The 25,982-nt window shown below is 58.4% G+C and carries 28 protein-coding genes; 21 read left to right on the top strand and 7 right to left on the bottom strand.

The window, feature by feature from the left end; translation table 11 throughout:
- Window positions 1–2 precede the first annotated feature (2 nt).
- On the bottom strand, window positions 3–1,286 hold the full coding sequence (locus J3353_RS08200) for an aminoacetone oxidase family FAD-binding enzyme (protein WP_207684638.1): 1,284 nt from the start codon (window positions 1,284–1,286) through the stop codon (window positions 3–5).
- 223 nt (window positions 1,287–1,509) lie between these two features.
- Here J3353_RS08200 and J3353_RS08205 point away from each other — a divergent pair, with 223 nt between their 5' ends.
- The 7 genes from J3353_RS08205 (at window position 1,510) to dnaJ (ending at window position 10,066) form a co-directional block, all read left to right on the top strand.
- Window positions 1,510–2,991 (top strand): diguanylate cyclase domain-containing protein, encoded by a 1,482-nt coding sequence (locus J3353_RS08205; protein WP_207684639.1) that lies wholly within the window; start codon window positions 1,510–1,512, stop codon window positions 2,989–2,991.
- A gap of 102 nt (window positions 2,992–3,093) precedes the next feature.
- The gene (locus tag J3353_RS08210; protein WP_154277121.1) at window positions 3,094–4,146 is read left to right on the top strand and encodes a Fic family protein; all 1,053 of its coding nucleotides are present in this window, start codon (window positions 3,094–3,096) and stop codon (window positions 4,144–4,146) included.
- A gap of 107 nt (window positions 4,147–4,253) precedes the next feature.
- A complete protein-coding gene (locus J3353_RS08215; RefSeq protein WP_005934668.1) occupies window positions 4,254–4,796 on the top strand; it encodes a stage V sporulation T C-terminal domain-containing protein in 543 nt (180 codons plus the stop codon).
- 352 nt (window positions 4,797–5,148) lie between these two features.
- Window positions 5,149–6,222, top strand: a complete 1,074-nt coding sequence (hrcA, locus tag J3353_RS08220; protein WP_097771359.1) for a heat-inducible transcriptional repressor HrcA — start codon at window positions 5,149–5,151, stop codon at window positions 6,220–6,222.
- Window positions 6,219–6,848, top strand: a complete 630-nt coding sequence (grpE, locus tag J3353_RS08225) for a nucleotide exchange factor GrpE (RefSeq protein WP_207684640.1) — start codon at window positions 6,219–6,221, stop codon at window positions 6,846–6,848. Before hrcA ends, grpE begins: the two co-directional genes overlap by 4 nt.
- A gap of 102 nt (window positions 6,849–6,950) precedes the next feature.
- Window positions 6,951–8,780 carry a molecular chaperone DnaK gene (gene dnaK / locus J3353_RS08230; RefSeq protein WP_005934665.1) on the top strand — a complete coding sequence of 610 codons (1,830 nt, stop codon included), beginning with the start codon at window positions 6,951–6,953 and terminating at the stop codon, window positions 8,778–8,780.
- 116 nt (window positions 8,781–8,896) lie between these two features.
- Window positions 8,897–10,066 (top strand): molecular chaperone DnaJ, encoded by a 1,170-nt coding sequence (dnaJ, locus tag J3353_RS08235; RefSeq protein WP_097773189.1) that lies wholly within the window; start codon window positions 8,897–8,899, stop codon window positions 10,064–10,066.
- A gap of 69 nt (window positions 10,067–10,135) precedes the next feature.
- Here dnaJ and J3353_RS08240 read toward each other — a convergent pair whose 3' ends face one another.
- Window positions 10,136–11,632, bottom strand: coding sequence for a glycoside hydrolase family 25 protein (locus tag J3353_RS08240; protein ID WP_242700904.1), 1,497 nt, complete (start codon window positions 11,630–11,632; stop codon window positions 10,136–10,138).
- A 363-nt stretch (window positions 11,633–11,995) separates the two neighbouring features.
- On the opposite strand from J3353_RS08240, the gene J3353_RS08245 reads away from it, so the two are divergent.
- Entirely contained in the window at window positions 11,996–13,054 is a 1,059-nt protein-coding gene (locus J3353_RS08245) for a PTS transporter subunit IIC (RefSeq protein WP_154277124.1), read from the top strand.
- Between the two features lie 103 nt (window positions 13,055–13,157).
- Here the strand turns inward: J3353_RS08245 and J3353_RS08250 are convergent, their stop codons facing one another.
- The 3 genes from J3353_RS08250 to J3353_RS08260 form a co-directional block, all read right to left on the bottom strand.
- Window positions 13,158–13,646: an 8-oxo-dGTP diphosphatase gene (locus J3353_RS08250; RefSeq protein ID WP_207684642.1), complete on the bottom strand. Its 489-nt coding sequence runs from the start codon at window positions 13,644–13,646 to the stop codon at window positions 13,158–13,160.
- A 76-nt stretch (window positions 13,647–13,722) separates the two neighbouring features.
- Window positions 13,723–14,310 carry an RICIN domain-containing protein gene (locus J3353_RS08255; RefSeq protein ID WP_035394617.1) on the bottom strand — a complete coding sequence of 196 codons (588 nt, stop codon included), beginning with the start codon at window positions 14,308–14,310 and terminating at the stop codon, window positions 13,723–13,725.
- Between the two features lie 100 nt (window positions 14,311–14,410).
- Window positions 14,411–15,358 (bottom strand): hypothetical protein, encoded by a 948-nt coding sequence (locus J3353_RS08260; RefSeq protein WP_207684643.1) that lies wholly within the window; start codon window positions 15,356–15,358, stop codon window positions 14,411–14,413.
- Window positions 15,359–15,792: 434 nt separating this feature from the next.
- Between J3353_RS08260 and J3353_RS08265 the strand changes: the two genes are divergently transcribed.
- From J3353_RS08265 to J3353_RS08325, 13 genes are all read left to right on the top strand, one after another.
- Window positions 15,793–15,975 carry a hypothetical protein gene (locus tag J3353_RS08265; protein WP_005934654.1) on the top strand — a complete coding sequence of 61 codons (183 nt, stop codon included), beginning with the start codon at window positions 15,793–15,795 and terminating at the stop codon, window positions 15,973–15,975.
- A 137-nt stretch (window positions 15,976–16,112) separates the two neighbouring features.
- Window positions 16,113–16,634, top strand: a complete 522-nt coding sequence (locus tag J3353_RS08270; protein WP_005934653.1) for a nitroreductase — start codon at window positions 16,113–16,115, stop codon at window positions 16,632–16,634.
- Between the two features lie 8 nt (window positions 16,635–16,642).
- Window positions 16,643–17,134, top strand: coding sequence for a GNAT family N-acetyltransferase (locus J3353_RS08275; protein ID WP_005934652.1), 492 nt, complete (start codon window positions 16,643–16,645; stop codon window positions 17,132–17,134).
- A 103-nt stretch (window positions 17,135–17,237) separates the two neighbouring features.
- Window positions 17,238–17,537: a YerC/YecD family TrpR-related protein gene (locus J3353_RS08280; RefSeq protein ID WP_005934651.1), complete on the top strand. Its 300-nt coding sequence runs from the start codon at window positions 17,238–17,240 to the stop codon at window positions 17,535–17,537.
- A 72-nt stretch (window positions 17,538–17,609) separates the two neighbouring features.
- The gene (locus tag J3353_RS08285) at window positions 17,610–18,161 is read left to right on the top strand and encodes a DJ-1 family glyoxalase III (protein ID WP_207684644.1); all 552 of its coding nucleotides are present in this window, start codon (window positions 17,610–17,612) and stop codon (window positions 18,159–18,161) included.
- 15 nt (window positions 18,162–18,176) lie between these two features.
- On the top strand, window positions 18,177–19,061 hold the full coding sequence (locus J3353_RS08290; protein WP_207684645.1) for a fumarylacetoacetate hydrolase family protein: 885 nt from the start codon (window positions 18,177–18,179) through the stop codon (window positions 19,059–19,061).
- Between the two features lie 223 nt (window positions 19,062–19,284).
- Window positions 19,285–19,815, top strand: coding sequence for a twin-arginine translocase TatA/TatE family subunit (locus tag J3353_RS08295; protein ID WP_207684646.1), 531 nt, complete (start codon window positions 19,285–19,287; stop codon window positions 19,813–19,815).
- A 94-nt stretch (window positions 19,816–19,909) separates the two neighbouring features.
- Window positions 19,910–20,116, top strand: coding sequence for a twin-arginine translocase TatA/TatE family subunit (gene tatA / locus J3353_RS08300; RefSeq protein WP_154277128.1), 207 nt, complete (start codon window positions 19,910–19,912; stop codon window positions 20,114–20,116).
- A 3-nt stretch (window positions 20,117–20,119) separates the two neighbouring features.
- Entirely contained in the window at window positions 20,120–20,929 is an 810-nt protein-coding gene (gene tatC / locus J3353_RS08305) for a twin-arginine translocase subunit TatC (RefSeq protein ID WP_156066665.1), read from the top strand.
- 185 nt (window positions 20,930–21,114) lie between these two features.
- Window positions 21,115–22,065: an ROK family glucokinase gene (locus J3353_RS08310; RefSeq protein ID WP_097773228.1), complete on the top strand. Its 951-nt coding sequence runs from the start codon at window positions 21,115–21,117 to the stop codon at window positions 22,063–22,065.
- A 77-nt stretch (window positions 22,066–22,142) separates the two neighbouring features.
- Window positions 22,143–22,580, top strand: a complete 438-nt coding sequence (locus J3353_RS08315) for a GNAT family N-acetyltransferase (protein WP_207684647.1) — start codon at window positions 22,143–22,145, stop codon at window positions 22,578–22,580.
- 292 nt (window positions 22,581–22,872) lie between these two features.
- Window positions 22,873–23,070: a helix-turn-helix transcriptional regulator gene (locus tag J3353_RS08320; protein WP_005934630.1), complete on the top strand. Its 198-nt coding sequence runs from the start codon at window positions 22,873–22,875 to the stop codon at window positions 23,068–23,070.
- Window positions 23,071–23,073: 3 nt separating this feature from the next.
- Window positions 23,074–23,517, top strand: coding sequence for a DUF6773 family protein (locus tag J3353_RS08325; protein WP_207684648.1), 444 nt, complete (start codon window positions 23,074–23,076; stop codon window positions 23,515–23,517).
- A gap of 68 nt (window positions 23,518–23,585) precedes the next feature.
- Here J3353_RS08325 and J3353_RS08330 read toward each other — a convergent pair whose 3' ends face one another.
- Window positions 23,586–24,170 (bottom strand): sugar O-acetyltransferase, encoded by a 585-nt coding sequence (locus J3353_RS08330; protein ID WP_207684649.1) that lies wholly within the window; start codon window positions 24,168–24,170, stop codon window positions 23,586–23,588.
- Window positions 24,171–24,183: 13 nt separating this feature from the next.
- Window positions 24,184–25,974 carry an ABC transporter ATP-binding protein gene (locus tag J3353_RS08335; RefSeq protein WP_005934623.1) on the bottom strand — a complete coding sequence of 597 codons (1,791 nt, stop codon included), beginning with the start codon at window positions 25,972–25,974 and terminating at the stop codon, window positions 24,184–24,186.
- Between the last annotated feature and the right edge of the window lie 8 nt (window positions 25,975–25,982).

Consider the following 25,982-nt stretch of genomic DNA (forward strand, 5'->3'; position numbering starts at 1 on the left):
CTTTATCGCTTCTTTTTATTCGGCTTCGGGGCAGGCCGCTTCAGGCTCCGCACCGCGTCCCGCCCGGCGGCGATGCCGCTGCCAAAGGCCCAGTGCAGGTTGAAGCCACCGCAGCTGCCGGCGCAGTCCAGCGTTTCACCCACAAAGTAAAGGCCGGGGCAGCCCTTGAACTGGAAGCTGGAGGTCACTTCGGTCAGGCTCAGGCCGCCGCCGGTGGTCTGGGCTTGCTTCCAGCCGCAGGGGGTCAGGCCCTCGAACAGCCAGTGCTTGGCCGCGTTGGCCAGCACCTGCCAGGCGGCATCCGGCAGGGTGTCCACCGGTTTTTCAGGCAGCTTTGCCGCTGCCCACAGGGCGCGGCCCAGTTTGGGATTGAGCAGACCTGTCCAGAAATCCGCAGGTGCCTTGCCCGGCAGCAGGGGCACCCGGGCCGCAAACAGGGCGGTCAGGGCAGTCTCATCCAGCATGGGGAAGAGGTCCAGCTCAACGGCCGGGCGCTTTGGCCCCCGCCCCGGGGCCAGATGGCCGGACAGCTGCATGATGCAGATGCCCGAAAGCCCGTAGTCCGTGAACTGCACCTCGCCGTTTTCCACAGCCACGGTGCAGTGATGGTCGAGGTCCAGCAGGGTGGCGGCGGCCTTGGCCCGGATGCCGGCCAGAGATCGGTTGGGCTTTGCTGTCTGCAGGGCAGTCAGGCAGGGGTACAGCGGCTCCAGCTTTCCGCCGCACTGGGCGGCGAATCGGGTGCCGAAGCCGTCGGTGCCGAACTGCGGCCCGGCATTGCCGCCCATGGCGCAGATGACGGCATCGGCCCGCAGGGTCTGGTCCTGACCCTCGGCATCCTCGCACAGGATGGTGTAGCCGCTGCGGTTCTGACTCAGGGTCTGCACAGTGCAGCCGGTACGCACCTCCACGCCCAGCCGGGCAAGGTGGCCTTCCAGCAGGGCCAGCACGTCTGCGGCCTGGTTGGAGTAGGGGTACACCCGCCCGGCCTCATCGGTGCGGGTGTACAGGCCCAGCGCCGCGAACCATTCCAGCGGTGCGGCGGCATCCACCGCGGCCAGCAGGGGCCGCAGGGCGGCGGGGTCAGCGGTGAAATACTGCTCCGGTGCAATGCCGGTGTTGTCCAAATTGCAGCGGCCATTGCCGGTGGCCAGCAGTTTTTTGCCGCACCTGGGGTTGCGGTCCAGCACCGTCACCCGCACTGCCCCTGCCGGGGCAGACTGGGCGGCGGCCAATGCGGCGGCAAGGCCCGCTGCACCGCCGCCCAATATCACGATCTGCTGCATAAGAGCACCCCCTCAGAAATCCATACATTTTATTATAACATACACAGCAGCAAAAGGATAGAAGAATACCCCAAATTTGCAGCGAATAATCTTTGACGAAAGCCTTGACAGAAAAAGCAGAATTTGGTAGTGTTGATTCGACGGAATTGCGTGGTTTCGCAGGCTGTGGAAATGCGGCCGGAAAAGGGCAGAGAGTTGGGACTCTGCTGAGGAGAAGCTGAATATGTGGAAGAAAAAAGAAAGATGGACGGCAGCTGCGCTGCTGCTGGCGATGGTCGTGGTGACAGGTCTGTGCTGGTACATCCTGTACATCCGGCAGCAGTTCTATGACGAAGGCACCCGCAACCTGCTGGAGACCTATGAGCAGGTGGATAAGTCGTTTACCATCTTCAGCCGGAGCAACTGGAACATGCTGAACGAGTGGGGCAAGAGCCTGCAGGCTGCCAATGAGGAGGGCCTGGCGGAGGAACGCCTGCGCAGCTATGAGGCCGAGCGGGAGATTTGGCGGTACAGCAGCGTGTATCTGTTCAATGAAAACTGCGAATATTGGAGCATCCGGGGCAAGCATGAAAAAGTGGATCACCTCTGGACGGCCTTTGAGGAGATGTACCGCACCGGCAAGCCTACGGTGTCCAGCTACATCATGCGGAGCGGGGAGCGCCGTGTGGTATACGCTGCGCCCATTGCGCCGGTGGAGATCGACGGCACCACCTACACCAGCCTTGCCGTGAGCTATCGGAATAAGACCATAGAGGAATTGATCGGCGGCAGTGCTTACGGCGGCCAGAGCGACTGCTACATCATCCATCCCGATGGCGATGTGATGCTCTCGGAGGAGCCCAAGAGCGAGATCGAGGACTGGATGGACAACCTGTTCGACTACCTGCAGAAGTATGCGCAGGTGGATGCGGGCACACTGACCCGGGCCCGGCAGGACGTGGCAGAGGGCCGCAGCGGCAGCCTTTCCTGCTGGCTTGAAGGCAAGAGCTATTATCTGGTCTACCAGCCTGTGGGCTTTCAGGATCTGTCCATTGTGGGCATCGTCGGCCGTGACGTGGTGGACAGTGGAATGCGGAAGATCCAGAACGCCACCATCCTGCTGCTGGCTGGGCTGTTCTTCTGCGCAGGCATCGTGCTGGTGCACGGTGTCCGCACCGATGCCCGCCTGCGCGTGGAGGAAAAGGAGCGCGCCCTCCGGCAGGAAGGGGAGGCCCGCCAGCAGATGGAGGACCTGGCCAACACCGACGGCCTGACCGGACTGTATAATGAACGCTATTTTGACGCATTGTTGAAAGAAAACGAGCTGAACGGGACACCGTTTGTCCTGTTCTACCTCGACCTTGACCGTTTCAAGCCTGTGAACGACCGTTACGGCCACGATGTGGGCGACCAGCTGCTCAAGGAGGTGGCCAGCCGCCTGCGGGGCTGCGTGCGGGAGAGCGATGCGGTGTTCCGCATCGGCGGGGATGAGTTCGCCCTCATCGTCAACGGAGCCGTAACGGAGGGGTTCTGCAAGAGCCGGGTGGAAAAGATCAAGGCAGCCATCCGGGAGCCTTACCGCCTGAAGGATGCAGAGGTGCAGATTGGCACCAGCTGCGGCTGTGCGGTCTACCCCTGCGACAGTGACGATGTGCGTGCCATCCGCATCCTGGCCGACCACCGGATGTATGAGGATAAGCAGCGCTCCGGCCGGAGCTGCGAGTGACGAGAACGATAAAAGATTTCTCCCAGTTTCTTTTGCTTTCTCCCAAAATGAGCGTATAATTGGGAGAAGGAAGAACGGGCTGGGAGAAGGAATGGGTGAATCATGCGTACATTTGATTATAAAAAGATTGCAGAATACTCCTGGGATAATGAGGTCTTGTCTTATGTTGCGAAGATCCATGAATGCAAGGGGCGGCAGGAACTATATCTGAAACAAAGGCCCGCTGAATTGGAGCGGCTGGTGGAGATCGCAAAGATCCAAAGTACAGAGTCCTCCAATCGGATCGAAGGGATCATCACGACCAATGCACGCCTGAAACAGCTGGTTGAAGATAAAACGACTCCACGTAACCGGGACGAAATGGAGATATTGGGATATCGGAATGTTTTAAATCTCATCCACGAGAACTATGCCTATATTCCGGTAGAGCCGGGGTACATCCTGCAACTGCACCGTGATCTGCTGAAATATACGAATTTGACCTATCGAGGACATTTTAAGACTACACCCAATGAGATCGATATGACCCTTCCCAGCGGGGAACGCCATGTGCTGTTCCGCCCGCTGGAACCATACGAGACACCGGGTGCTGTGGAGGCACTTTGCTGCACTTATCAGGATGTGCTGCACAGAGAACTCGTTGATCCCCTGCTTTTGATCCCCTGTTTTATCTTGGATTTTCTCTGTATCCATCCTTTCAATGATGGTAACGGCAGAATGAGCCGGCTGCTGACCCTTTTGATGCTGTATCAGAATGGATATGTTGTGGGGCAGTACATCAGCATTGAAAAAGCAATTGCAGAGACTAAGGATGAGTACTATGCAGCACTGGCGCAGGCTGATCAGCACTGGCATGAGGAGGAAAATGACCCGACACCGTTCATCAAATATATGCTGGCGGTGATCTGCTCCTGTTATCAGGATTTTGAGCAGCGGGTCGATCTGGTTGGCGGGGGACAGAAGCGCGTGACGGCGTACGAACGAGTGCGCAGTTATGCGATGGAAAAGCTGGGAGCCTTTACAAAACAGGAGGCCGCAGAGGCCTGCCCGGGCTTTGGTACAAGCTCGATTGAAAGCGCGCTGAAAAAACTGACAGAGGAGGGCGTTCTGGAGAGGATCGGCGCGGGCAGAAAGACGCAGTATGTGCGCAGGTAAGGCTCCGGCAGGAGCTGAATGAATAATTCCCTTCCTGTTTCCACAGAATAACCATACTTCACAGAAATCTGGAAGCAAAACCGGAACATGGAAAGGAAGGGAACCTTATGAAAGCAACCGGCATCGTGCGCCGCATCGATGAGCTGGGGCGGGTGGTCATCCCCAAGGAGATCCGCCGCACCCAGCGCATCCGCAGGGGAGACCCGCTGGAGATCTTTACAACGGGGGACGGTGAGGTCATCTTCAAAAAGTATTCGCCCATGGGGGAACTGAGCGGGGTGACGGCCCAGTATGTGGATGTGCTGAGCAAGTGCTTTGCCCTGACGGCCTTTGTCTCAGACCGGGACCGCATTCTGGCGGCATCCGGTGCGGGCAGGCGGGATCTGGCCGACCGCAGCGTGAGCCAGCCGCTGGAAAAGCTGATGGACAGCCGCAAGCCCTACCAGAGCGATGGCAGCCCCGAAAAGGCGTTGCTGCCCTGTGAGGGCTCACCCCGGGCGCTGCTGTGCGCTGTGCCCATCATTGCGGCGGGGGATGTCACCGGCAGTGTGGGCCTGCTTACGGAGGACCGCACTGCCCAGCCCGATGCCGCCCAGCTCAAGGCGGTGAACGTGGCGGCGGCATTTCTGGCAAAGCAGATGGAGGAATAATACCTTATAATAGAGAAGCTGCTGCACAGAGCGATGTGTGGCGGCTTTTTTAGGTTGCGAACCCTCTCCGTCATTGCTTACGCAATGCCACCTCTCCCAAAGGGAGAGGCAAGACATCACAGAGGGCAGATGCTGCTGAATCTGGGATAGCCCTTGGCTCCCCCTTCGGGGGAGCTGGCAAAGCCGTCAGGCTTTGACTGAGAGGGTGTAGCCAGCTTTATGACAGAATTATGAATCTTTCAAAACTTTTCTGAGAAGCTATTGACAGCGCCGCAAAATTGGATATAATGGTCTTAGCACTCAGGAAGAAGGAGTGCTAAAGAACAAAAAGCGAACGAAGGAGGCAGGCGCTATGACGATGGATGCACGCAAACAGCGTGTCTTGCAGGCGATCGTTGCGCTGTATGGCCTCGAGGGCGAGCCCGTGGGCAGCAGTGTGCTGGCAAACTACTTTGATATGGCAGTTTCCAGTGCCACGCTGCGCAACGAGATGGCCGCGCTGACCAAGCTGGGTCTGCTGGAGCAGCCCCACACCAGCGCAGGCCGTGTCCCCAGTGCCAAGGGCTACCGTTATTATCTGGATCATCTTCTCACCGATGACCAGCCGCTGGACCGTGTGACCCGCGCCCGTGTGGACGCGGTGTTCGCGAGCCTTGACCACGAGCCGGAAAAGCTGGCACAGGGTGCCGCCAAGGCGCTGGCCGCCATCAGCGGCTGCACCGCCGCCGTCAGCACCCCCTGTGCTGAGGATCTCTGCATCGCCCACTACGAGGTGGTGCAGGTGGGCCGCAGCGCCGCAGCGGTGCTGGCTGTGACCACTGCCGGTTATGTCCGCACCCGTGTGGCGCGGGTCCGCACCGGTCTTTCCCGGGAAAATGCAGCGGCGCTTGCCGCCCTGCTCAACCGGAACCTGACCTTTGTGGCTCCTGTTGATCTGTCGCCCCGGCTCCTTGCAGAGCTGTGCAGCCAGATCAGCCCGGAGCTGGTGCCGGTGATCAGCGCCGCCGCCGCCATCCTGCAGGATTCCACCCAGCCCCATGTGTATCTGGGTGGTGAGCAGTACCTGCTGGACTGGCCCCAGCTGGACGGCAAGGTGGGCAGCATCCTGAGCCTGCTGAACGACGAAGAGCAGGCCGCCGCCCTCATTGCACCCCCGGCAGAGCAGAGCGAAAGCATCCTGCTGGGCGAGGATCTGGAACCTCAGATCCCCGGCCTGTGCATCGTGAGTGACCGGTATCTGGTGGGCGGAGGCCTCTGGGGCTCCGTGGCCCTCATCGGCCCCACCCGGATGCCCTTCCAGAAGCTGATGCCGCTGCTCCACACCTTTGCCGATCAGCTTGGCGAAGGAATGAGCGGCAAACGAAAAGATACCCCGCAGGCAGCCGCACCCCGGCGGACTGTGATCTATAAGGAGGACCTGGAATGAGCGAAGAAACAAAAAAGACCCCGCAGGCAGAAGAACCTGCCGTGGAGCCCAACACCGCCGAGCAGGCCGCCCCGGAAACTGCACCTGAGCAGGCAGCGGCTCCCGAGACGAACGCTGAAGCGGCAGACCCCAAGAAAAAGGATGGCTTCTTCAACAAGAAGGCCCGGGAGCTGGAGGCTGTGAAGGCAAAGCTGGACGCGGCTGAGAAGAATGCCAATCAGGCCAAGGATCAGCTGCTGCGGATGGCCGCTGAGTATGAGAACTACCGCAAGCGCTCCACCCGTGAGGCTGACCAGAAGTTCAACGACGGCGTGTCCTTTGCCGTGAACCAGATCATCCCCATTCTGGATACGCTGGAGATGGCGGCCAACGCCCCCACCACCGACGAGAATTACAAGAAGGGCGTGACCATGACGCTGGACAAAGCCGCCAAGGCGCTGAGCGTCCTCCATGTGGAGGAGATCGAGGCGCTGGGTAAGCCCTTTGACCCCAACTTTATGAATGCCGTGCAGCAGATCCCCGCCCCCGATGGGCAGGAGAGCGGCACCGTGATCACAGTTTACCAGAAGGGCTACAAGCTGGGCGATAAGATCGTCCGCCATGCCACCGTTGTTGTGGCAGAGTGATTTTGCAAGACCCCGCAAGGGTTTTCAAATATAACATCCGCTTGGTAACATTTGAGCATCATATAAACAAAAAACGTTCTGAATTTGAGAGGAGCTTTCATTATGAGTAAGATCATTGGTATCGACCTTGGTACTACCAACAGCTGCGTGGCTGTTATGGAGGGCGGCGAGCCCGTTGTTATCGCAAACTCTGAGGGTGCACGCACCACCCCGTCTGTTGTCGGCTTCACCAAGACCGGCGACCGTCTGGTGGGTCAGGTCGCAAAGCGCCAGGCCATCACCAACCCTGAGAACACGGTGGCTTCCATCAAGCGTTATATGGGCACCGACCACAAGGTGACCCTGAACGGCAAAGAGTACACTCCCCAGCAGGTCAGCGCTATGATCCTGCAGAAGCTGAAGGCTGATGCCGAGGCTTATCTGGGCGAGACTGTCACCGATGCAGTCATCACCGTTCCTGCATACTTCAACGACAGCCAGCGTCAGGCAACCAAGGACGCAGGCACCATTGCCGGCCTGAACGTCAAGCGTATCATCAACGAGCCCACTGCCGCATCTCTGGCATACGGCATCGATAAGGAAGAGGACCAGAAGATCATGGTCTACGATCTGGGCGGCGGCACCTTCGATGTCTCCATCATCGAGATGGGCGACGGCGTGACCGAGGTTCTGGCCACCAACGGTGATACCCACCTGGGCGGCGATGACTTCGACCAGCGCATCATCGACTGGATGGCAGATGCGTTCCAGAACGAGAATGGCATCGACCTGCGCAAGGATAAGATGGCCGCACAGCGCTTGAAGGAAGCTGCTGAGAAGGCAAAGATCGAGCTGTCCAGCGCAATGAGCAGCCAGATCAACCTGCCCTTCATCACTGCTGACGCTACCGGCCCCAAGCATCTGGATATGACCCTGACCCGCGCAAAGTTCAATGAGCTGACCGCTGATCTGGTCGACCGCACCATGACCCCTGTCCGCAAGGCTCTGCAGGATGCAGGCCTGCGTCCCTCTGACCTGAAGAAGGTCCTGATGGTCGGTGGTTCCACCCGTATCCCCGCTGTCTACGATGCAGTCAAGAAGGAACTGAACTGCGAGCCCTTCAAGGGCATCAACCCCGATGAGTGCGTGGCTGTGGGCGCTGCCATCCAGGGCGGCGTTCTGCAGGGCGATGTCAAGGGCCTGCTGCTGCTGGATGTCACCCCGCTGAGCCTGGGCATTGAGACCCTGGGCGGCGTGTGCACCAAGATCATCGACCGCAACACCACCATCCCCACCCACAAGAGCCAGGTGTTCTCCACTGCCGCTGATAACCAGCCCTCTGTTGAGATCAACGTTCTGCAGGGCGAGCGTGAGTTTGCCCGCGACAACAAGAGCCTGGGTGTGTTCCACCTGGATGGCATTGCTCCGGCTCCCCGTGGTGTGCCTCAGATCGAAGTCACCTTCGATATCGATGCAAACGGCATCGTGAAGGTCAGCGCAAAGGATCTGGGCACCGGCAAGGAGCAGAACATCACCATCACCGCTTCCACCAATATGTCCAAGGAGGATATCGACAAGGCTGTGAAGGAAGCTGAGCAGTTCGCTGCCGATGATAAGAAGAAGCGTGAAGAGGTCGATATCCGCAACGGCGCTGATCAGATGGTGTTCCAGACTGAGAAGATGCTGAAGGAGAACGGCGACAAGATGCCCGCTGACGTGAAGAGCGAAGCCGAGGCAAAGCTGGCCGACCTCAAGACCGCTGTTCAGTCCGGTTCCATCGATGAGATCAAGGCAAAGCAGGATGAGCTGAGCCATGTCTTTGAGAAGATGTATCAGGCTGCCGCTGCTGCCCAGCAGGCTGCAGGCGCACAGCCCGGCCCCGATGCTGGCGCAAACAACCAGCAGAAGCCCAACGATGACGGCGTTGTGGACGCTGACTTCAAGGAAGTCTAAGTTCTGACACAAACGGCAGATGCCCGGCCAAACCGGCGGGCAGGCGTGCCGGATAAAAGCAAAAGCCGCTCCGGTTTTGCCGGGGCGGCCTTTGCTGGTTTTATAGAGGTATGGTTATGGCACAGGAAAAGCGCGATTACTACGAAGTGCTGGGAGTATCCAAAACGGCCACCGATGCGGAGATCAAAAAGGCTTACCGCAAGCTGGCCATGAAGTACCACCCGGACTACAACCCCGGCGATAAGGATGCCGAGGAAAAGTTCAAGGAAGTCAATGAAGCCAACGAGGTGCTTTCGGACCCGAAGAAGCGCCAGCTGTACGATCAGTACGGCTTTGCCGGTGTTGATCCCAGCTATGCAGCCCAGAATGGCGGCGGCGCGGGCGGCTTCAGCGGCTTTGGCGGCGATGGGGTCGATCTGGGCGATATCTTCGGTGATATCTTTGGCGGCGGTTTCGGCGGCTTTGGCGGCTCTGCCCGTCAGGCAAACCCCAACGCCCCCCGCAAGGGTCAGGATATCCGTGTGCGGATCACCCTGAGCTTTGATGAGGCCGTGCATGGCTGCAAGAAGAACATCACCATCACCCGCCAGCAGGAGTGCACGGAGTGCCATGGCAGCGGCTGCGCCGCCGGCAGCAGCCCCGAGACCTGCCCGGACTGCGGCGGCCGCGGCTATGTCATCCGGCAGCAGCGCACTCCCTTTGGCGTGATGCAGACCCAGCAGCCCTGCTCCCGCTGCGGCGGCAAGGGCAAGCTGGTCAAGAACCCCTGCAAGGTCTGCCACGGCAGCGGAAAAACTGCCGCCAGAAAAACGCTGGAGGTGTCCATCCCCATGGGCATCGACGACGATCAGAGCTTTGCACTGCGCGGCATGGGCGATGCCGGTGTCAACGGCGGCCCTGCCGGTGATGTGATCGTGATGGTCACGGTCCGGCCCAGCGAGGTGTTCCAGCGCGACGGCTATGATGTCTGGGTCACGGTGCCCATCACCTACAGCCAGGCGGTTCTGGGCGACAGCATCACCGTGCCTTCTATTGACGGCAAGGTGGAGTACACCGTGCCCGAAGGCACCCAGAGCGGGACTACCTTCCGTCTGCGCGGCAAGGGCATCCAGTATCTGAACGGCCGCGGCCGGGGCGATATGTACGTCAAGTGCGAGGTGGAGATCCCCAAGAAGCTGAACAAGGCCCAGCGGGATGCCCTGAAGAAGTTTGAGGGCACCCTGAAAGAGGAAAACTACGAAAAGCGCAAGGGCTTCTTCAAGAAGCTGAAGGATATGTTTGCTTAAAAACATAAGGCGTATCAAAAAAAGAGCGAAGATTCAACCGAATCTTCGCTCTTTTTGTTTGCAGTCAGATCAGCCCATATAGCTGATGTTCACATCGATCTGGCCGCCGTAGCCGGGGATGCGGGCGGTGCAGGTGCCCTGCCACATGTTGCAGGCAATGGGGCTGGAGGCCACGTTGTAGTGGGCGTTCCAGATGTAGTAGTTAGACAGCTGGCTCATATCCAGCCGCTTGCGGAACCAGGTGGTGGAGGCGTACACGCCGGGCTTGTAGCCCAGTGCCTTGACCTCTTCGCAGAAAGCCACAGCACATTTGGTGCGGTCTTCCACGCCCAGACCATCGGCACGGCCATTGCCTGCACCGGAAGCCTCGGTATCAAAGTAGATGGGGTAATCGAGCTGGCGGCCATTCAGCACATAGACGCAGGCCTGTGCTTCCTCGCGGGCCTCGTTCTCGTTGACGGCCTGGCTGAAGCAGTAGATGCCCACCCGCAGCCCGGCGTTGCGGGCGTTGGTGAAGTGCTCCTCAAACTTGGGATCTTGCACCAGCGCGCCGGAGCCGTAGCCGCGGTAGCCTACGCGGATGATGGCAAACTCCACACCTGCCGTTTTCACCTTGTCCCAATCGATGCTGCTCTGGTACTTGGAAACATCGATGCCGAAAGTGGCGGGCTGCTGCACGCCGGAGGCATCAAAATAATAGAGCTTGTTGTCGATGCTCTGGATGCCGGTGACGGGCTGGTGGGTGTTCTGGTCGTAATAATAGGTCTTGCCGTTTTCGGTGCGCCAGCCGGAATACTGGGGCGTTTCTTCCTCATCCTTGCCGAAGAAGAATTCCCACAGCCACTGCAGCAGGCCGTTTTCACCGGTCAGACAGGTGGGGTCGATGCTCTCTTCGTCCAGCGTGCCGCTGTCCAGTGCATCCCGGATCTCCTCAGGGGTCAGCAGAACGGTGCCGTTGATATCCTTGATCTGGGCCTCGGCCAGCATCTCCTCGCCGTTCTCGGAAGCGGCAGGCGCTTCCTCAGCTACGGGGGCGGTCTCCTCCGTTTCGGGCAGGATGGCGGCCTCCTCAGGAGCGGCCATCGGGTCCTCGGCAGCCAGCGCCTCAGTCTCTGTCAGGAAGTGGGGGAAGGAGTTCTCGTTCTCGATCTCCGAAGCATCCCCGGCCATGGGGTCGGCGGGTGCGGCTTCCGGTTGCACAGCGGGCTCCGCAGCGGGGGCAGTGCTCTCTGCCGGGGCGGCGGTGTTCTCTGCCTTGGTCACGGGTGCGGCAGGGGTGCTGGCTGCGGCCTGCTCCTGAGAAGAAGCGCTCTCCTCTTGCTGGGTGCTCTCGGCCTTTGCCTCGCTCCTGTCACTCTTATGATCGAATTTGGGCAGAGTCACTCTGCCCTCAGTCTGCAAGGCGGCGGGCTCGACCGTCAGGCCCGCAGGCTGGGATGCCAGCAGAAAGGTGGTGCCCGCACCGCCAATGGTGATGGCTGCCGCCATCACAAGGCACGCAACAGCCTGGCCGATGCTGCGGCCGGTGCCGTTCTTGCTTGATTTTTTGAAAGATGTTGGTTTCATGCCGCTTGCTCTGCCTCCAAGCTGGACCGGGCAGGATACACGAACTGCACCGGCCCGCCAATATAGTCTCGCATAATTGCGGATAAAGCTATTTTTACTCTCCCAGTATACACCCAAACCCGTGTCGCCGTCAATCAGTTCGCTGTGCTCCGGCATCGCGTCAGGCAGAAAAATCGGAAAGAAAAACACGCTCCACAGTAAAAACGAGCAGGAAGGCAGAATCATTGCATCCAAAGCTGTGAAATTTGTCGCTTTGGACGAAAAACGCGGCCTCCTCTTGCTGTCTTGACAGGTGTATGGTATGATACTTGACACGGAAAGCTCCCGCGCAATGGGCCGGGAGAGAAAGGTTAGGAAGAGTCTATGTCAAGTGTAAAGGACTTTTTGAAGCGGAAGGATATCGTTATCACTCCGCAGCGTTATCTCATCGAGGCTCTGGGTGCCATGGCACAGGGCCTGTTCGCCAGCCTGCTGATCGGAACCATCATCAAAACGCTGGGCCAGCAGACCGGGCTGGAGGTGCTGGTCGATCTGGGCGGCTATGCCTCGGCCATGAGCGGTCCGGCCATGGCCTGCGCCATCGGCTGGGCACTGCACTGCCCCCCGCTGGTGCTGTTCAGCCTGATCACTGTGGGCTACTCGGCCAATGCGCTGGGCGGCGCAGGCGGCCCGCTGGCTGTCCTGATCATTGCCATTGTGGCTGCTGAGATGGGCAAAGCCGTGAGCAAGGAGACCAAGGTCGATATCCTTGTTACCCCGCTGGTGACCATTTTTGTGGGCGTGGGCCTTTCCATGCTCATCGCGGCTCCCATCGGTGCCGCCGCCAGCCAGGTGGGCACCCTGATCATGTGGGCCACTGAGCAGGCCCCGCTGGTCATGGGCATTCTGGTGTCTGTCATCGTGGGTGTGGCGCTGACTCTGCCCATCTCCTCTGCCGCCATCTGCGCGGCTCTGGGCCTGACCGGTCTGGCGGGCGGCGCTGCTGTGGCAGGCTGCTGCGCCCAGATGGTCGGCTTTGCCGTGATGAGTTATAAGGAGAACGGTGTGGGCGGCCTGGTCAGCCAGGGCCTGGGCACCAGTATGCTCCAGATGGGCAATATCATCAAGAACCCACGCATCTGGATCGCCCCCACGCTGGCCTCGGCCATCACCGGCCCGCTGGCGACCTGCCTGTTCCACTTTGAGATGAACGGCGCGGCGGTCTCCTCCGGCATGGGCACCTGCGGTCTGGTGGGCCAGATCGGCGTGTACACCGGCTGGGTGAACGATATCGCCGCCGGCACCAAGGCCGCCATCACCCCCATGGATTGGGCTGCCATGGTCCTCATCTGCTTTGTTCTGCCCGCAGTCCTGAGCGTTCTCTTCTGCGAGATCGAGCGCAAGCTGGGCTGGATCAAAGAGGGCGATCTGAAGCTGAACTAAACTCCCTCCGTCATCGCTTACGCGATGCCAGCTCCCTCAATGAGGGAGGCTAAAAGGCTCCCTCATTGAGGGAGCTGGCACGGCAAAGCCGTGACTGAGGGAGTTATAAAGGTTTCCCGTCCAACACGGCTTCAGCCAGCGTATCATCTTCATATCGGAGTTTGAGCGAGAAAAAGGGTCTGTCCTCCTCGAGCAGGCGGAAGAAGATCTTGTCGCCCTCCCAGATGGGCAGCTGCTCCACCTGCTCTTTGGGCACCCATTCCAGAATGCCCTCGTTCCGGGCGGCATCCTTTACCAGTGTGCCCGTCCAGGCATCGGCGGTGTAAAGGAACATGTATTCGGTCAGCTCGCCCAGAAGAAAGGTCACCACGCCCCGGCAGCGGTAGGAGGTCAGGATGAGGCCGGTCTCCTCCTGCACTTCCCGCAGCAGGCAGTCCTCCGGGCTTTCAAACGGCTCAAACTTGCCGCCCACACCGATCCATTTGTCGTGGTTCAGGTCGTTCTTCTTGGTCACGCGGTGGAGCATCAGGTAGGCATTATCCTGTTCCAGATAGCACAGGGTGGTGTTGCGCATGGGGAATTTGGGATCCATCAGCAATTCTCCGTTTCTGTCAGCATTACAAAAAGCGTCCCACAGGGAGCCCCCTGTGGGACGCTTTTATCGTTTCTTATTTCCGTGCAGCCCGGCCTTTTCCGGCGTTGTTCAGCTTCCGCACCAGATCATTCTGGTGCTTGCGCTGGGAGGGCGTGGGCTCTGGGTCCCGCTTTTCCTCAGCACGGGCGTTGGTCTGCGCGGTGTCGGGGTCAACGCGCACCAGGTTCCATTCCTGATTGCCGCCCGAGACGTAATTCCAGATCTGGGCCTGTGCACCGTTGGAGGTGTTCATGCCCACAAGGTCGATGTACTTGTCGGCCAGCACATTGCGGATGCGGGTGCGGCCGTTCCGGGTGGACTCCAGCTCCCAGCACTGGCTCAGCCCGCTGGTGCGGCCCCACTGGTGCAGCCAGGTGCCCTCGACCACGCCGCCCAGGGCCAGATCGATAAACTTGCCTGTAAAGCGGTTCCTGATCCGCCAGCGTCCCTCGCCAGCGTCCACGAACTGCCACTGCTGCCACGGATGCCCGGCGTAGTCCCACAGACGGATGGCCGCGCCGTTCTCCGTGTTGAAGTTCTTGATCTCCAACACCTTCCCATTGGGTGCCTTGATGAGGTAAAACTCATTTTCCAGTAAAACGACCTGAGATGCTTTTGCCATACGTCCGTGTCTCCTTTCCGGTAAAATCTGGTTTGACGCTTCTATTATAGCGGATTTCCCGGTGCGCAACAAGATTGATTCTTGACGAATATTTTTCTTTTTATTGTGCATTTTGCACTTTCTGCAGCTTTTGACAGAGCCACGGCCCGGCGTACCACAGCACCAGACAGACAAGCCCGATCAGCCGGATCTGCGTGTTGGTGCAGTGGGTGTTCAATTCCAGCCCGATGCCGAAGGAAAGGAGATTGGCGGTCAGCGCATAGAGGATGGGGTGAGGCTTTTTGCCCTCCGGCCAGGGCAGATACCGGTTGTAGACAAAGGCTTCCACGGAGAACACCAGCACCTCTAGTGCAAAATAAAGGAAATTGCCCCACATCGGCCCGAGATAAAGCGTGCCGTAGCACAGCCCGAGGTTCAGGATGATCTGCGTGGCAAGGTTGACCTTACCGATGAGATCACGCTGGGCGGGGCCGCGCAGCCCGAAAAGCAGGATGCCCCACGTCAGCTCTAAAATCAGGGTGATGAGCACCCGGGCGGCAAAGGAGGAAAGAATGTCGGAATCGTTGCGGTTGTGGTAGACCCGCAGGCCGTCTTGGGAATCGAGAAGCACCTGCCACTCGCTGGAAAAGGCATAGCGCTCTACCGGCTCCTCGCTGCGGTAGAATGTACCAGTCTCTATATTATAGAGCAGAACATAGAACTTGTTGGGCGGGTAGTAGCCCCAGACGAACTCTGCATCGGCATCGCCGGGGTATTCCTGAAAATAGCCCAGAAAGTAGTAGCCCTCGGGGGCGGGGTAGTTCCGGAAGGCCTCCCAGGCCTCCCGGGAACCCATTCGCTCCCGGTAGTCTGCCGGGGCGGTCCAGGGGCCGTTGAGGGCCGTATTGCCCAGCAGGGTGACCGCATAGCGCTGGCCCGGTGTGTAATAGAGCTTGAGCGTGACCGAGGGCTTGGGGCCCATGTCTGCAAAAACGGGCAGGGAAAGGGTCAGCACCAGCAGGGCCGAGAGGAAAAAAGCAAAAATTTTTTTGCGAAAAATTTTCTTCATGGCGGTGTCCTCACTTCAAAAAACAAAAAATTCCGACACGTCTTTCCTTAACCTGTAAACGTATGAAAAACAGCTGTTATTGCAGGGCGCTCTGCACAAAATTACAGATGGAGCTTTGTGCACCATTTCCTGTTTTTCTTACAAGTACAAAACGCCTGTTTTCGGCCTCTTTCAGGGCAGAATAGGAACAATTTGTTTCCGGCTCACGGCCAATTCAGGACACTGACTTTACATTTATAAAGCAAAGCAAACTTTACTGCTTTATTTACATGAACAAAACGGCTTTCAAAAGAAACTTTAATTTGTTTCACGTTTTTGGATATTGACTTTATATCAAAACTGCGGTATAGTAAGGATGCGGAGAGCGGAAAACGCCCCGCCGACACTTGAGCTTCAGGCGTAAGCCTGTGAGAAAAATATAGGAGGTTTGACTTATGTACTATTACATTCTGGGTTGCGGCATTGCTTGTCTGGTTCTGTTCGGCATCAACAGCATGGATACGGTGGATGTCAAGCCGGCCGAGATCTTGGGTAAGGTCATTCTGTGGCCCGTTGCCCTGATGGAAGCAGTTGTTCGTTACAGCTCCACGCATCACAACATCAAGACCGCGCTGTAAAACATCTCGTTCCAAACCAACGAAGAGCAATCAGGCGGCTGCGCTTTCAAAAAGGAAGGCGCAGCCGCCTTTTTGTTTTGCACTTTACGGCGTTGTATGGTACAATAACACCAGAACTTTTAGGGAGGGAAATTGCTATGACCAATGAGACCTTACATACCCTTGAGACCCGCCGCAGCTGCCGCGCCTACAAGCCGGAGCAGATCACGAAAGAGGAGCTGGAAGCCGTTCTGCGTGCAGGCACCTTTGCCCCCAGCGCTATGAACCGCCAGAGCGCAAAGATCGTGGTGGTGCAGGATGCCGAGACCCGCGCCCAGCTCACCCGGATGAATGCTGCCGTGATGGGCAACACGGGCGACCCCATGTACGGTGCCCCCACCATTCTGGTGGTGCTGGCGGATGCCAACGCCCGCTGTGGTGTGCAGGACGGCAGCCTTGTGATGGGCAACCTGATGAACGCTGCTGCCGCCATCGGGCTGGGCAGCTGCTGGATCAACCGCGCAAAGGAAGAGTTCGAGACCGAAGAGGGCAAGGCCCTGCTGAAAAAGTGGGGCATTGAGGGGGACTATATCGGCGTGGGCCACTGCATTCTGGGCTACCCGGCAGAGGAGCCCCGGCCCGCCGCCCCCCGCAAGCCGGATTATATCGTATACGCATAAGGAGCACTATGAAACCCGATTACAAGCTGGTCGCAAAGGCCAAATACATTCACGCCAACGCTGACCTTGCCAGTGAGATCTGGCACGAGGTCTACAAGCGCTATTACCCTGCAAAGCAGCTGGACACACTGGTGGAAACGCTGCAGAGCGCCGATGCCATTGAGGCAGATATCGACAACGATGTGAATTATTTCCTCGTGGTGCTGGGCGGCAAGACCATCGGCTACTTTGCCTGGAAGATGGAGAACACGGCCCTGCACTTGCTCCACCTCTACCTCAAGCCCGAGTACCGGGGCAAGGCACTGGGCCGGGATATCCTGGCCACCTGCGAGCGTCTGGCCCGGGGTGAGGGCCGGGGCCGCCTGTACTGCGAGGTGCACACCAAGTGCCTGCCGGTGCTGCAGTTCTTCAAGACCAAGGGCTACCGCGTGCTGGGCCCCGCCGAGGCAGAAGCTGCGGGCATTCCCATGCAGCTGACCACGCTGGAAAAAATGCTGTAAATTTCCCGTTGATTTTTTGCCGCGTTTGCACTACAATAGAGTAGTGTATTGAAGTGCCCCGCGCGGGCCAGACCCAACCTGAACGATAGGGGAGGAACAAGCCATGGCAAAAGATCATCCCACCGGAGAGTCCGGCCTGTATTCTGCATTGCTGGAATTGAAAACGCCTGAGGAGTGCTACCGCTTTTTACAGGATGTGTGCAGCTACGCCGAGCTCAGTGCAATGGAGCAGCGGTATAACATTGCGGAGAAGCTGGTCAACAAGCAGAGCTATACCAGCATCATGGGCAACATTGGTGCATCCAGCGCCATCATCAGCCGGGTGAGCCGGGTCATCAGCAAGGATGACAGCGTGCTGCGCCGCCTGCTGGAAGAAAAGGCGGAACAGCCCGCCGAAGAATAACACGGACCGCGCGCCGCGGGGCAGGGGAGCACCCGCCCTGCGGTGCGCTTTTTTAGAAGGGAGTCTGTAAAGATGAGTAAGGCAGTTGTATTTTTTGCCGATGGCACCGAGGAATGCGAAGCTCTGCTGGTGGTAGACCTGCTGCGCCGCGCCAAGGTGGAGGTCATCGTGGCCTCTGCCATGGGCCGCAGGGAGCTGGTGAGCAGCCATAAGATCCACCTGACCGCCGATGCGCTGGCCGAGGAAGTGGATTATTCCGATGTGGACATGGTCGTTCTGCCCGGCGGGATCCCGGGCACACCCAACCTTGCCGCCAACAAGACGGTCACCGAGACCTGTGCCGCCTTTGCAAAGGCGGGCCGGAAGGTGGCCGCCATCTGTGCCGCCCCCAGCATCCTGGCCTCTCTGGGCCTGCTGGAGGGCAGGAACGCCACCGCCCACGCTGGCTTCCAGGATCAGCTGGCCGGTGCCATCGTCCACGATGAAGAGATCGTGGTGGATGGCAACATCACCACCAGCTATGGGCTGGGCGGTGCCATCCCCTTTGCACTGGAACTGGTGCGCCAGCTGGCCGGTCAGGCAGAGGCGGAGCGTATCCGGAACGCCATTGCGTATCGGCACTGAGAAAGGGAATATGATATGCGCTTTATTACCTGCCGCTTGCCGGACGGCGTGGAAGACCCGGCGATTTTATCGGAGGATGGGCGGCAGGTCTGGCCGTTGAGCTGGCTGGGCCTGAGCTATGAGACCCTGAGCGAGGCCATCCCGTTTCTGACCCCGCAGGTGCGGTATGGGCTGTCGCTGGCCATTGCGGGCATTCCTGCTCTGCCTGTGGAGGCCGTCACGCTGGAAAGCCCCATCCCGGCCCCGGCGCAGGATGTCATCTGCCTGGGCATCAATTATATGGCCCACTCCGATGAGGCGGAGAAATACTCTGCCGCTGCCTTTGCCACCAAACACGAGGATGCCATCTACTTTTCCAAGCGCGTGACCCGCGCCGTGCCGGACGGCGGCCCCATCGAGGCCCACACCGATCTGGTGAAAAAGCTGGATTACGAGTGTGAGCTGGCTGTGGTGCTGGGCAGGGATGCCAGGGATGTGCCCGCCGGTCAGACCCGGGACTACATCTTCGGCTACACCATCCTGAACGATGTCTCGGCCCGGGATGTGCAGACGGCGCACAAACAGTGGTACTTCGGCAAGAGTCTGGACGGCTTTACCCCCATCGGGCCCTGCATCGTCACGGCAGATGCCTTTGCCGACTACCCGCCCAGGCTGGGCATCCGCAGCTTTGTCAACGGCGAGAAGCGGCAGGATTCCAATACCGCCCTGCAGATTTTTGACATCGACCATGTCATTGCCGAGCTTTCGCAGGGCATGACCCTGAAAGCGGGCACCATCATTGCCACCGGCCCCCCGGCGGGTGTGGGCATGGGCATGGACCCGCCGCAGTTCCTCAAGCCCGGGGATGTGGTGCGGTGCGAGATCGAGGGCATTGGCACGCTGACCAATCTGGTCGAGTGATTCCAGGACGTAATATCTTTGACAGGGTATATGAATTGTTATATAAATGAACATGAAATTGCTCTTGTTCATATACTGTTCAAAATAAGTTCATTTGAAGTTCACACACTTCCGGTATACATAGGGCAACAAAGGCGCACACCGCGCCGCATCCCCTGTGCAGTAACAGCACGGCAGGCCGCAAAGGATGCCTGTTGTGTGAGAGGAAAGGAATTGGAACGCTATGAAAATTGGTTTTACAGAGCTGATTCTGGTGGCCATCGTGGCCTTCGTGGTCATCGGCCCCGATAAGCTGCCCGAGTACGCCCGCAAGCTCGGCAAGATGCTGCGGGAGCTGAAGAAGTACACCGGTGCCGCTTCCGAGGAGATCCAGAAGAATGTGGTGGAGCCCCTGAACGAGATCCAGGCCCCCATCAAGGAAGCCGTTGCTCCCCTGACCGACATCAAGAAGGACATCGACGACAGCATGAAGGATGTCACCAAGAGCTTTACCAACATTGGTAAGACCAGCAAGGAAGAAGCCAAGAAGGCCGAAGAGGTCGAGGAAGTGGCCGAGCTGGAGGATACCGTGGAGGAGCTGCCCGAAGAGCCTGTCAAGGCTGAGGAGCCTGCCGCTGAGCCTGTGAAGGCAGAGGAAAAGGCAGAAGAGCCTGCTGCAGAGGAAAAGCCCGAGGAGGCCCCCGCTGCAAACGAAGCCCCTGCCGAGGCTGTTCCCGCTGAGGAAGCTGCCCCTGCCGAAGAGGCAAAGGTCTAAGTACATGGATACACCCGCGCCCGCGGTTGTAGGATAAAAACTGGAATCCAGCCCGCCAGAGCGGCGCGGCAAGAGTAAAAAGGAGATTATTATTATGAGAATCGGACCTCAGGAGTTTATCATTGTTCTGATCATCGTTCTGGTCATCTTTGGACCCAAGAACCTGCCGAAGCTGGGCAAGATGTTCGGCAAGACCATGAAGAACTTTAAGGAAGGTATGGAAGACGTGGATGAGAACGGCGACGCCAAGCCTGCCGAGACCAAGACCGAGGAAAAGGCTGAGAAGAAGGACGAGGAGTAATTTGTGGCTACCAACGTGAAGCGCAAAAAGAAAGCCGAAGTCATGTCGGACGACGGCAGCATGACGCTGACCGGACATCTGAAAGAGCTGCGGAACCGGCTGATCATCTGCGCGGCGGTGTTTGTAGTGGGCGTGATCGGCTTCCTGGCAATTTCGGATAAGCTGATCGACCTGCTGACGGCCATGGCAATGAATGCGAACTACACCTTCGTGTTCCTGGCCCCGCAGGAAAAGCTGATGCAGTATTTCCGGGTGTCCCTGATCGCTGCGGTGATCGTGACCATTCCGGTGGCGCTGTATCAGGTCTACGCCTTTGCAAAACCCGGCCTGAAACGGAGCGAGAGATTCTTCTTCCGGCTGGTGCTGCTGTTCGGTCTGGCTCTGTTCTGCGTAGGTGTGCTGTTCGCCTACAAGGTCACCCTGCCGTTCATGCTGAACTTCCTCGTCACGCTGGAGGGTACCGATTACATCACGGCATCCATCAGCATCGAGAGCTACATCAACCTCTGCCTGACCATGTTCATCATCTTCGGCTGTGTGTTTGAAATGCCTCTGGTCACCATCATTCTGGCCAAGATGGGCATTGCAAACCCCGAGATCATGAAGAAGGGCCGCGGCGTTGCCATTGTCCTGATCTTCCTGGTCGCAGCCATCATCACCCCGCCCGATATCGTGTCGCAGTGCTTCGTGGCTGTGCCCATGTGCCTGCTGTACTTTATCAGCATCTTCCTCAGCGGCATTTTCTATAAGCCCAAGACGGATGATGACGACGAGGATGAGGATGACGAAGAGGAATCCTCTGACGAGGAGTAAGTTCTCCCAAGGCTTTCCGGCCCTCCCACTGCGGGAGGGCCTTTTGCTTTGCCAAAAATCGAAACGAATTTTCGGCTTTTTGCATAAATCCTGTTTCAGCCGCTGTCTTTTGCAAATGGATATGTTATAATGATAACGATGAGAAAACCGGCGGCCTGACCGCCGCAAAGAAGGGGTAAATGAATATGAAAGAGTACGCATTCGGCATCGACCTGGGCGGCACCACGGCCAAGGTGGGCCTGTTCACCACGGCGGGCGCTCTGCTGGAAAAGTGGGAGGTGCCCACCGACACCTCCAATGCAGGTGAACACATCCTCGGGAACCTGGCCAAGGCCGTGAAGGACAAGATGCAGGAAAACGGCATCACTGCCGAGCAGGTGGAGGGCGTGGGTGTCGGTGTGCCCGGCCCTGTGCTGGACAGCCGCATCGTGCCCATTGTCTGCGCCAACCTCGGCGGCTGGGGTGAGCGGAACGTCTCCATCCAGCTGTCCGGCCTGCTGGATGGCATCAAGGTGCTGGTGGGCAACGATGCCGACGTGGCCGCGCTGGGCGAGATCTGGATGGGCTGTGCCAAGGGCTGCCGCAGCGCGGTGATGGTCACGCTGGGCACCGGTGTCGGCGGCGGTGTCATCGTCAACGGCAGAATCATCGAAGGTGCACACGGTGCAGGCGGCGAGATCGGCCACATCACCGTCAACCCCCACGAGACGGCGGTCTGCGGCTGCGGCAAGCATGGCTGTCTGGAGCAGTATTCCAGCGCCACCGGCGTGGTCCGCTGTATGAAGAAGCTGCTGGACGAGAACCCGGACACCCCCTGCACCCTGCGCGGCACCGACTTTGCCGCCAAGGATGTCTTTGATGCCGCCCGTGCAGGCGATGCACTGGCCGCCCGTGAGGTGGACGAGATGACCGACATCCTGGGCATGGCGCTGGCCTCTATTGCCTCCACCACCGACCCCGAGATGTTTATGGTGGGCGGCGGTGTCGCCCGTGCCGGAGATGTCCTCTTCAACCCCCTGCGGGAGCATTTCAAGACCTATGCCTTCAGCTCCTGCCGCGAGACCCCCATCGTTGCCGCTACCCTCGGCAATGATGCCGGCATCTATGGTGCTGTGCGGCTCATCGTGGGAGAATAAAACCTGATATTTCATGGCCCCATGCCTGCACTCTGAATGTGTGGGTATGGGGCTTTTTATAAGAAGGAGTTGAATCAATGAACTATACCCCTATTACAGAGGAAAATGTTGAAAAAGCAGCAACGCTTTATATGAACCACTACAACCAACATTCTGGCGGGTGCTGGACCTATGAAAAGGCATATAAGCGAATCCGTCAGATGGTAACGATGGAGGATTCCCTCTGCCTGATGCAAGAAGATGACAACGATATTCCAACAGGGCTTGTTATCGGTTTTTTGGAAAGCTACGATGATTTTACATTCTATTATCTCGACGAGATCCTGATTTTCGGGGAGTATCAGAACAAGGGGTATGGCAGATTACTTCTCCAAGAAGTGGAACAGCGTGTGCGGGAACGTGGTGCACAGATGATTGAACTGGTCTGTCCGGATGATGCGCACCACATGCACTTTTACGGCGGCTTCGGGATGGCGGAAGCAACGAACCTGAAGCTGATGAAAAAACGATTGTAAATCTGCCGTGGTTATTTTTGAGGCAAAAACGGACGAACTGGAACAGCACTATCTCCGGGATTTTGGAGCGCGTCCGGTTGCATCCTTACATCCCGGCGGGCCGGGAACATTTTTCTGAAATCATTGCAAAGTCCCATGCCGGTGCGATATGCCGGACACGGGGCTTTTTCTATTTTTGAAATATAAAATACAAGACAAAAAGTAAATTATACTTGACATAATGTCTGGCGAGTGCTATTCTGTATCCAGAGGGAATGAGCTTGCCCTCACAGGAAATAGACGAGGTGACAGGATGCCGAAGAATCTGAAACTGAAAGCTGCCCGCGCGGAAAAAGATATGACGCAGGGGGCATTGGCAGAAGCGGCTGGGGTCTCGCGCCAGACCATCAACGCGATCGAAAAGGGCGAGTACAACCCCACCATCAATCTCTGCCGCAGCATCTGCAAAATTCTGGGAAAAACACTGGATGAATTGTTCTGGGAGGAATGAGAAATGAAATTTTCACTGTACAGCAAGAAAAATGTTCTGGATGAGATGCAGGAGCAAACTCTGCGCAAAATTGGGGAGCGTGGCTTCTGCTTGATGTGGGGCGGTCTGCTGGCCGCAATGGTGATTCAGCTGCTGACGGGCAATGCAGATAAAGCGATCGGAGAATGGGTCGTTTTTATGGCCGGATGTGTTTACACCGGTGCAGAGTGCGTCCGGAATGGCCTGTGGGACCGCCATCTTTCTTCCAGTATGGGAGCCAATGCGGTTTATTCTCTGCTGGCGGCCGTGGCGGTTACGGTGCTGTGGGGCCTGGCCTATGGCTATTGGATGGGCGCTGCGTTTATTGGTGTTTCGACAGGTCTGCTCTGCTTTGCACTGCTCCAATTCTGTGCATATCTGGTGAAGAAGAACCGGAAAAAGCTGGACGATGAACCGGAAGAAAAATAACACCTGATTTTCCACAACAAAACGCGGAACCGTTGAAAACTCAGCGGTCCCGCGTTTTGTTGTTGCAATTATTTCTGATACCGGATGCTGTCTTTTTCGGTGATAGGCCGCAGCTCCTTACAGGGGTTGCCCACGGCCACCACGCCGGAGGGAATATCCTTTGTGACCACGCTGCCTGCACCGATGACCGTGTTGGAGCCGATGGTGACCCCGGGCAGGATGGTGACATCACCGCCCAGCCAGACGTTGTCCCCCAGTGTGATGGGGGCTGTGGTCTCAAGGCCGCTGTTGCGCTCTTCCGGCAGCATGGGGTGGATGGCAGTGTACATGCCGCAGTTGGGGCCGATGAAGCAGTGCCTGCCCAGTGTGATTTTTGCGCAGTCCATCAGGTAAGCACCGTGGTTGATGTAGGTGCCCGCACCGATGAAGCAGTGATAGCCGTAATCCACATACAGGTGCGGCAGAATGACCACATGTTCTTCCATGTGGGGCAGCAGCTGACGCAGAAGCTCTGCCCGCTTTGCTTTTTCAGAGGGGCGGGTCTGGTTGAACTCGGTGTAGAGCTCCTCGGCTTTCTCTCGTTCGGCACAGAGCGCCGGGGTGTAGTTTGCGTCGTACCAGAGACCTGCTTCCCATTTTTCACGTTCTGTCATAAACGTTCTCCTGTTATAAGGTGTCCTCACCGGGCAGCTGGTTCCATAGGCGGTAGTACACGCCCTGCTTTGCCAGCAGCTCTTCGTGAGTGCCGGATTCCACAATGCCCTCGGAGCCAAGCACCAGGATACGGTCGTAGTTCTTGATGGTGGTCAGGCGGTGGGCAATGGTCAGGGTGGTGCGGCCATGGGCCAGCTTTTCCAGGCTCTGCCCCACAAGGATCTCGCTCTCGTTGTCCAGTGCACTGGTGGCCTCGTCCAGGATCAGGATGGGCGGGTTCTTCAGGAAGACACGGGCAATGGCGATGCGCTGCTTCTGGCCGCCCGAGAGCTTGACACCGCGCTCGCCGACATAGGTGTCGAAGCCGTCCTTCAGGGCCATGATAAAGCGCTCTGCACCGGCCAGACGGGCGGCTTCGATGATCTCCTCCCGGGTGGCATCGGGCTTGCCGTAGGCGATGTTATCCGCCACAGAGCCGCTGAACAGATACACGTCCTGCTGGACGATGCCGATGTCCTCACGCAGGCTCTTGAGGGTGACCTGCTGGATGTCCTGCCCGTCGATGTAGATGTGGCCGCTGGTCACATCGTAGAAGCGGGGGATGAGGTTGCACAGGGTGGTCTTACCGCCGCCGGAGGGGCCGACCAGAGCCAGCCGCTCGCCTGCCTTGATGTCCAGACTGACATGGTGGAGCACCTTGTTGTGGTCGTCCGGGTACTCAAAGCTGACATCGTCAAAGCGGATGGCACCGGGGCCGGGCTGCAGGGGCCGGGCATCAGGGGCATCGTGGATGGGCACGGGGGTGTCCATGATCTCTGCAAAGCGCTCAATGCCGGTCATGCCGCGCTGGAACTGCTCGGCAAACTCGACGATGCGGCGGATGGTGGCGATGAGGGTGGTGACATAGAGCATGTAAGCCACCAGGTCACCGGCGGTGATCTTGCCGTTGACCAGCGACAGGCCGCCCGCCAGAATGACCACCAGATACATCAGGCCGTCGAACAGGCGGGTGGAGGTGTTGAAAGCCGCCATGGCGTAGTAGCCCAGCGTCTTGATGTGCTCAAAGTCCTTGTTGCCCTGCTCGAACTTGGCGCGCTCCTGCTCCTCGGCAGCAAAGGCTTTTACCACGCCCTGCCCCAGCAGGCTGTCCTCGATGGTAGCGTTCAGCTCACCGATCTGGATGCGCTGCTGCCGGAACCGGGCACGCAGACGGCCGTTCAGGTAAACGGACACCACGCCCATCAGGGGCACGCAGGCGAACACCGCCAGCGTCAGCGGGATGCTGGCCTGGCACAGGATGATGAAGGAGGCCAGGATCTTGATAAAGGCGATGAAAAATTCCTCGGGGCAGTGGTGGGCAAACTCGGTCACATCGAACAGATCGTTGGTGATGCGGCCCATGATGGTGCCGACCTTGGTGTTGTTGTAGTAGGTGTGGTCGAGCAGCAGCAGGTGGTCGAAGGCATCCCGGCGCATGTCGGTCTCGATGTGCACGCCCATGATGTGGCCGATGCCGGACATGAAATACTGGGCCGCGCCGTCGATGATGCGGAGCACAAAGTAGATGCCCGCCAGCTTGAGCACGATGCCGGTGGTCAGGGTGATGCCCACGCCCATGGCCGAGTTGGTGATGGTGCTCATGATCTTGGGCAGGAAGATGTCACACAGGGTGGTCAGCGCGGCGCAGAACAGGTCGAGAAAGAGCACTGCCTTGTGCTTTGCCAGATAGGGTAAAAAGCGGCGGATGAGCGCGCCGCTGCTGTTGTGATGCGCTCCGGGGTCTTTGATGTTTTGCTTTGCCATGGTTCCTC

It is taken from the genome of Faecalibacterium sp. Marseille-Q4137 (genome assembly GCF_017377535.1).
GTDB lineage: Bacteria > Bacillota > Clostridia > Oscillospirales > Ruminococcaceae > Faecalibacterium > Faecalibacterium duncaniae.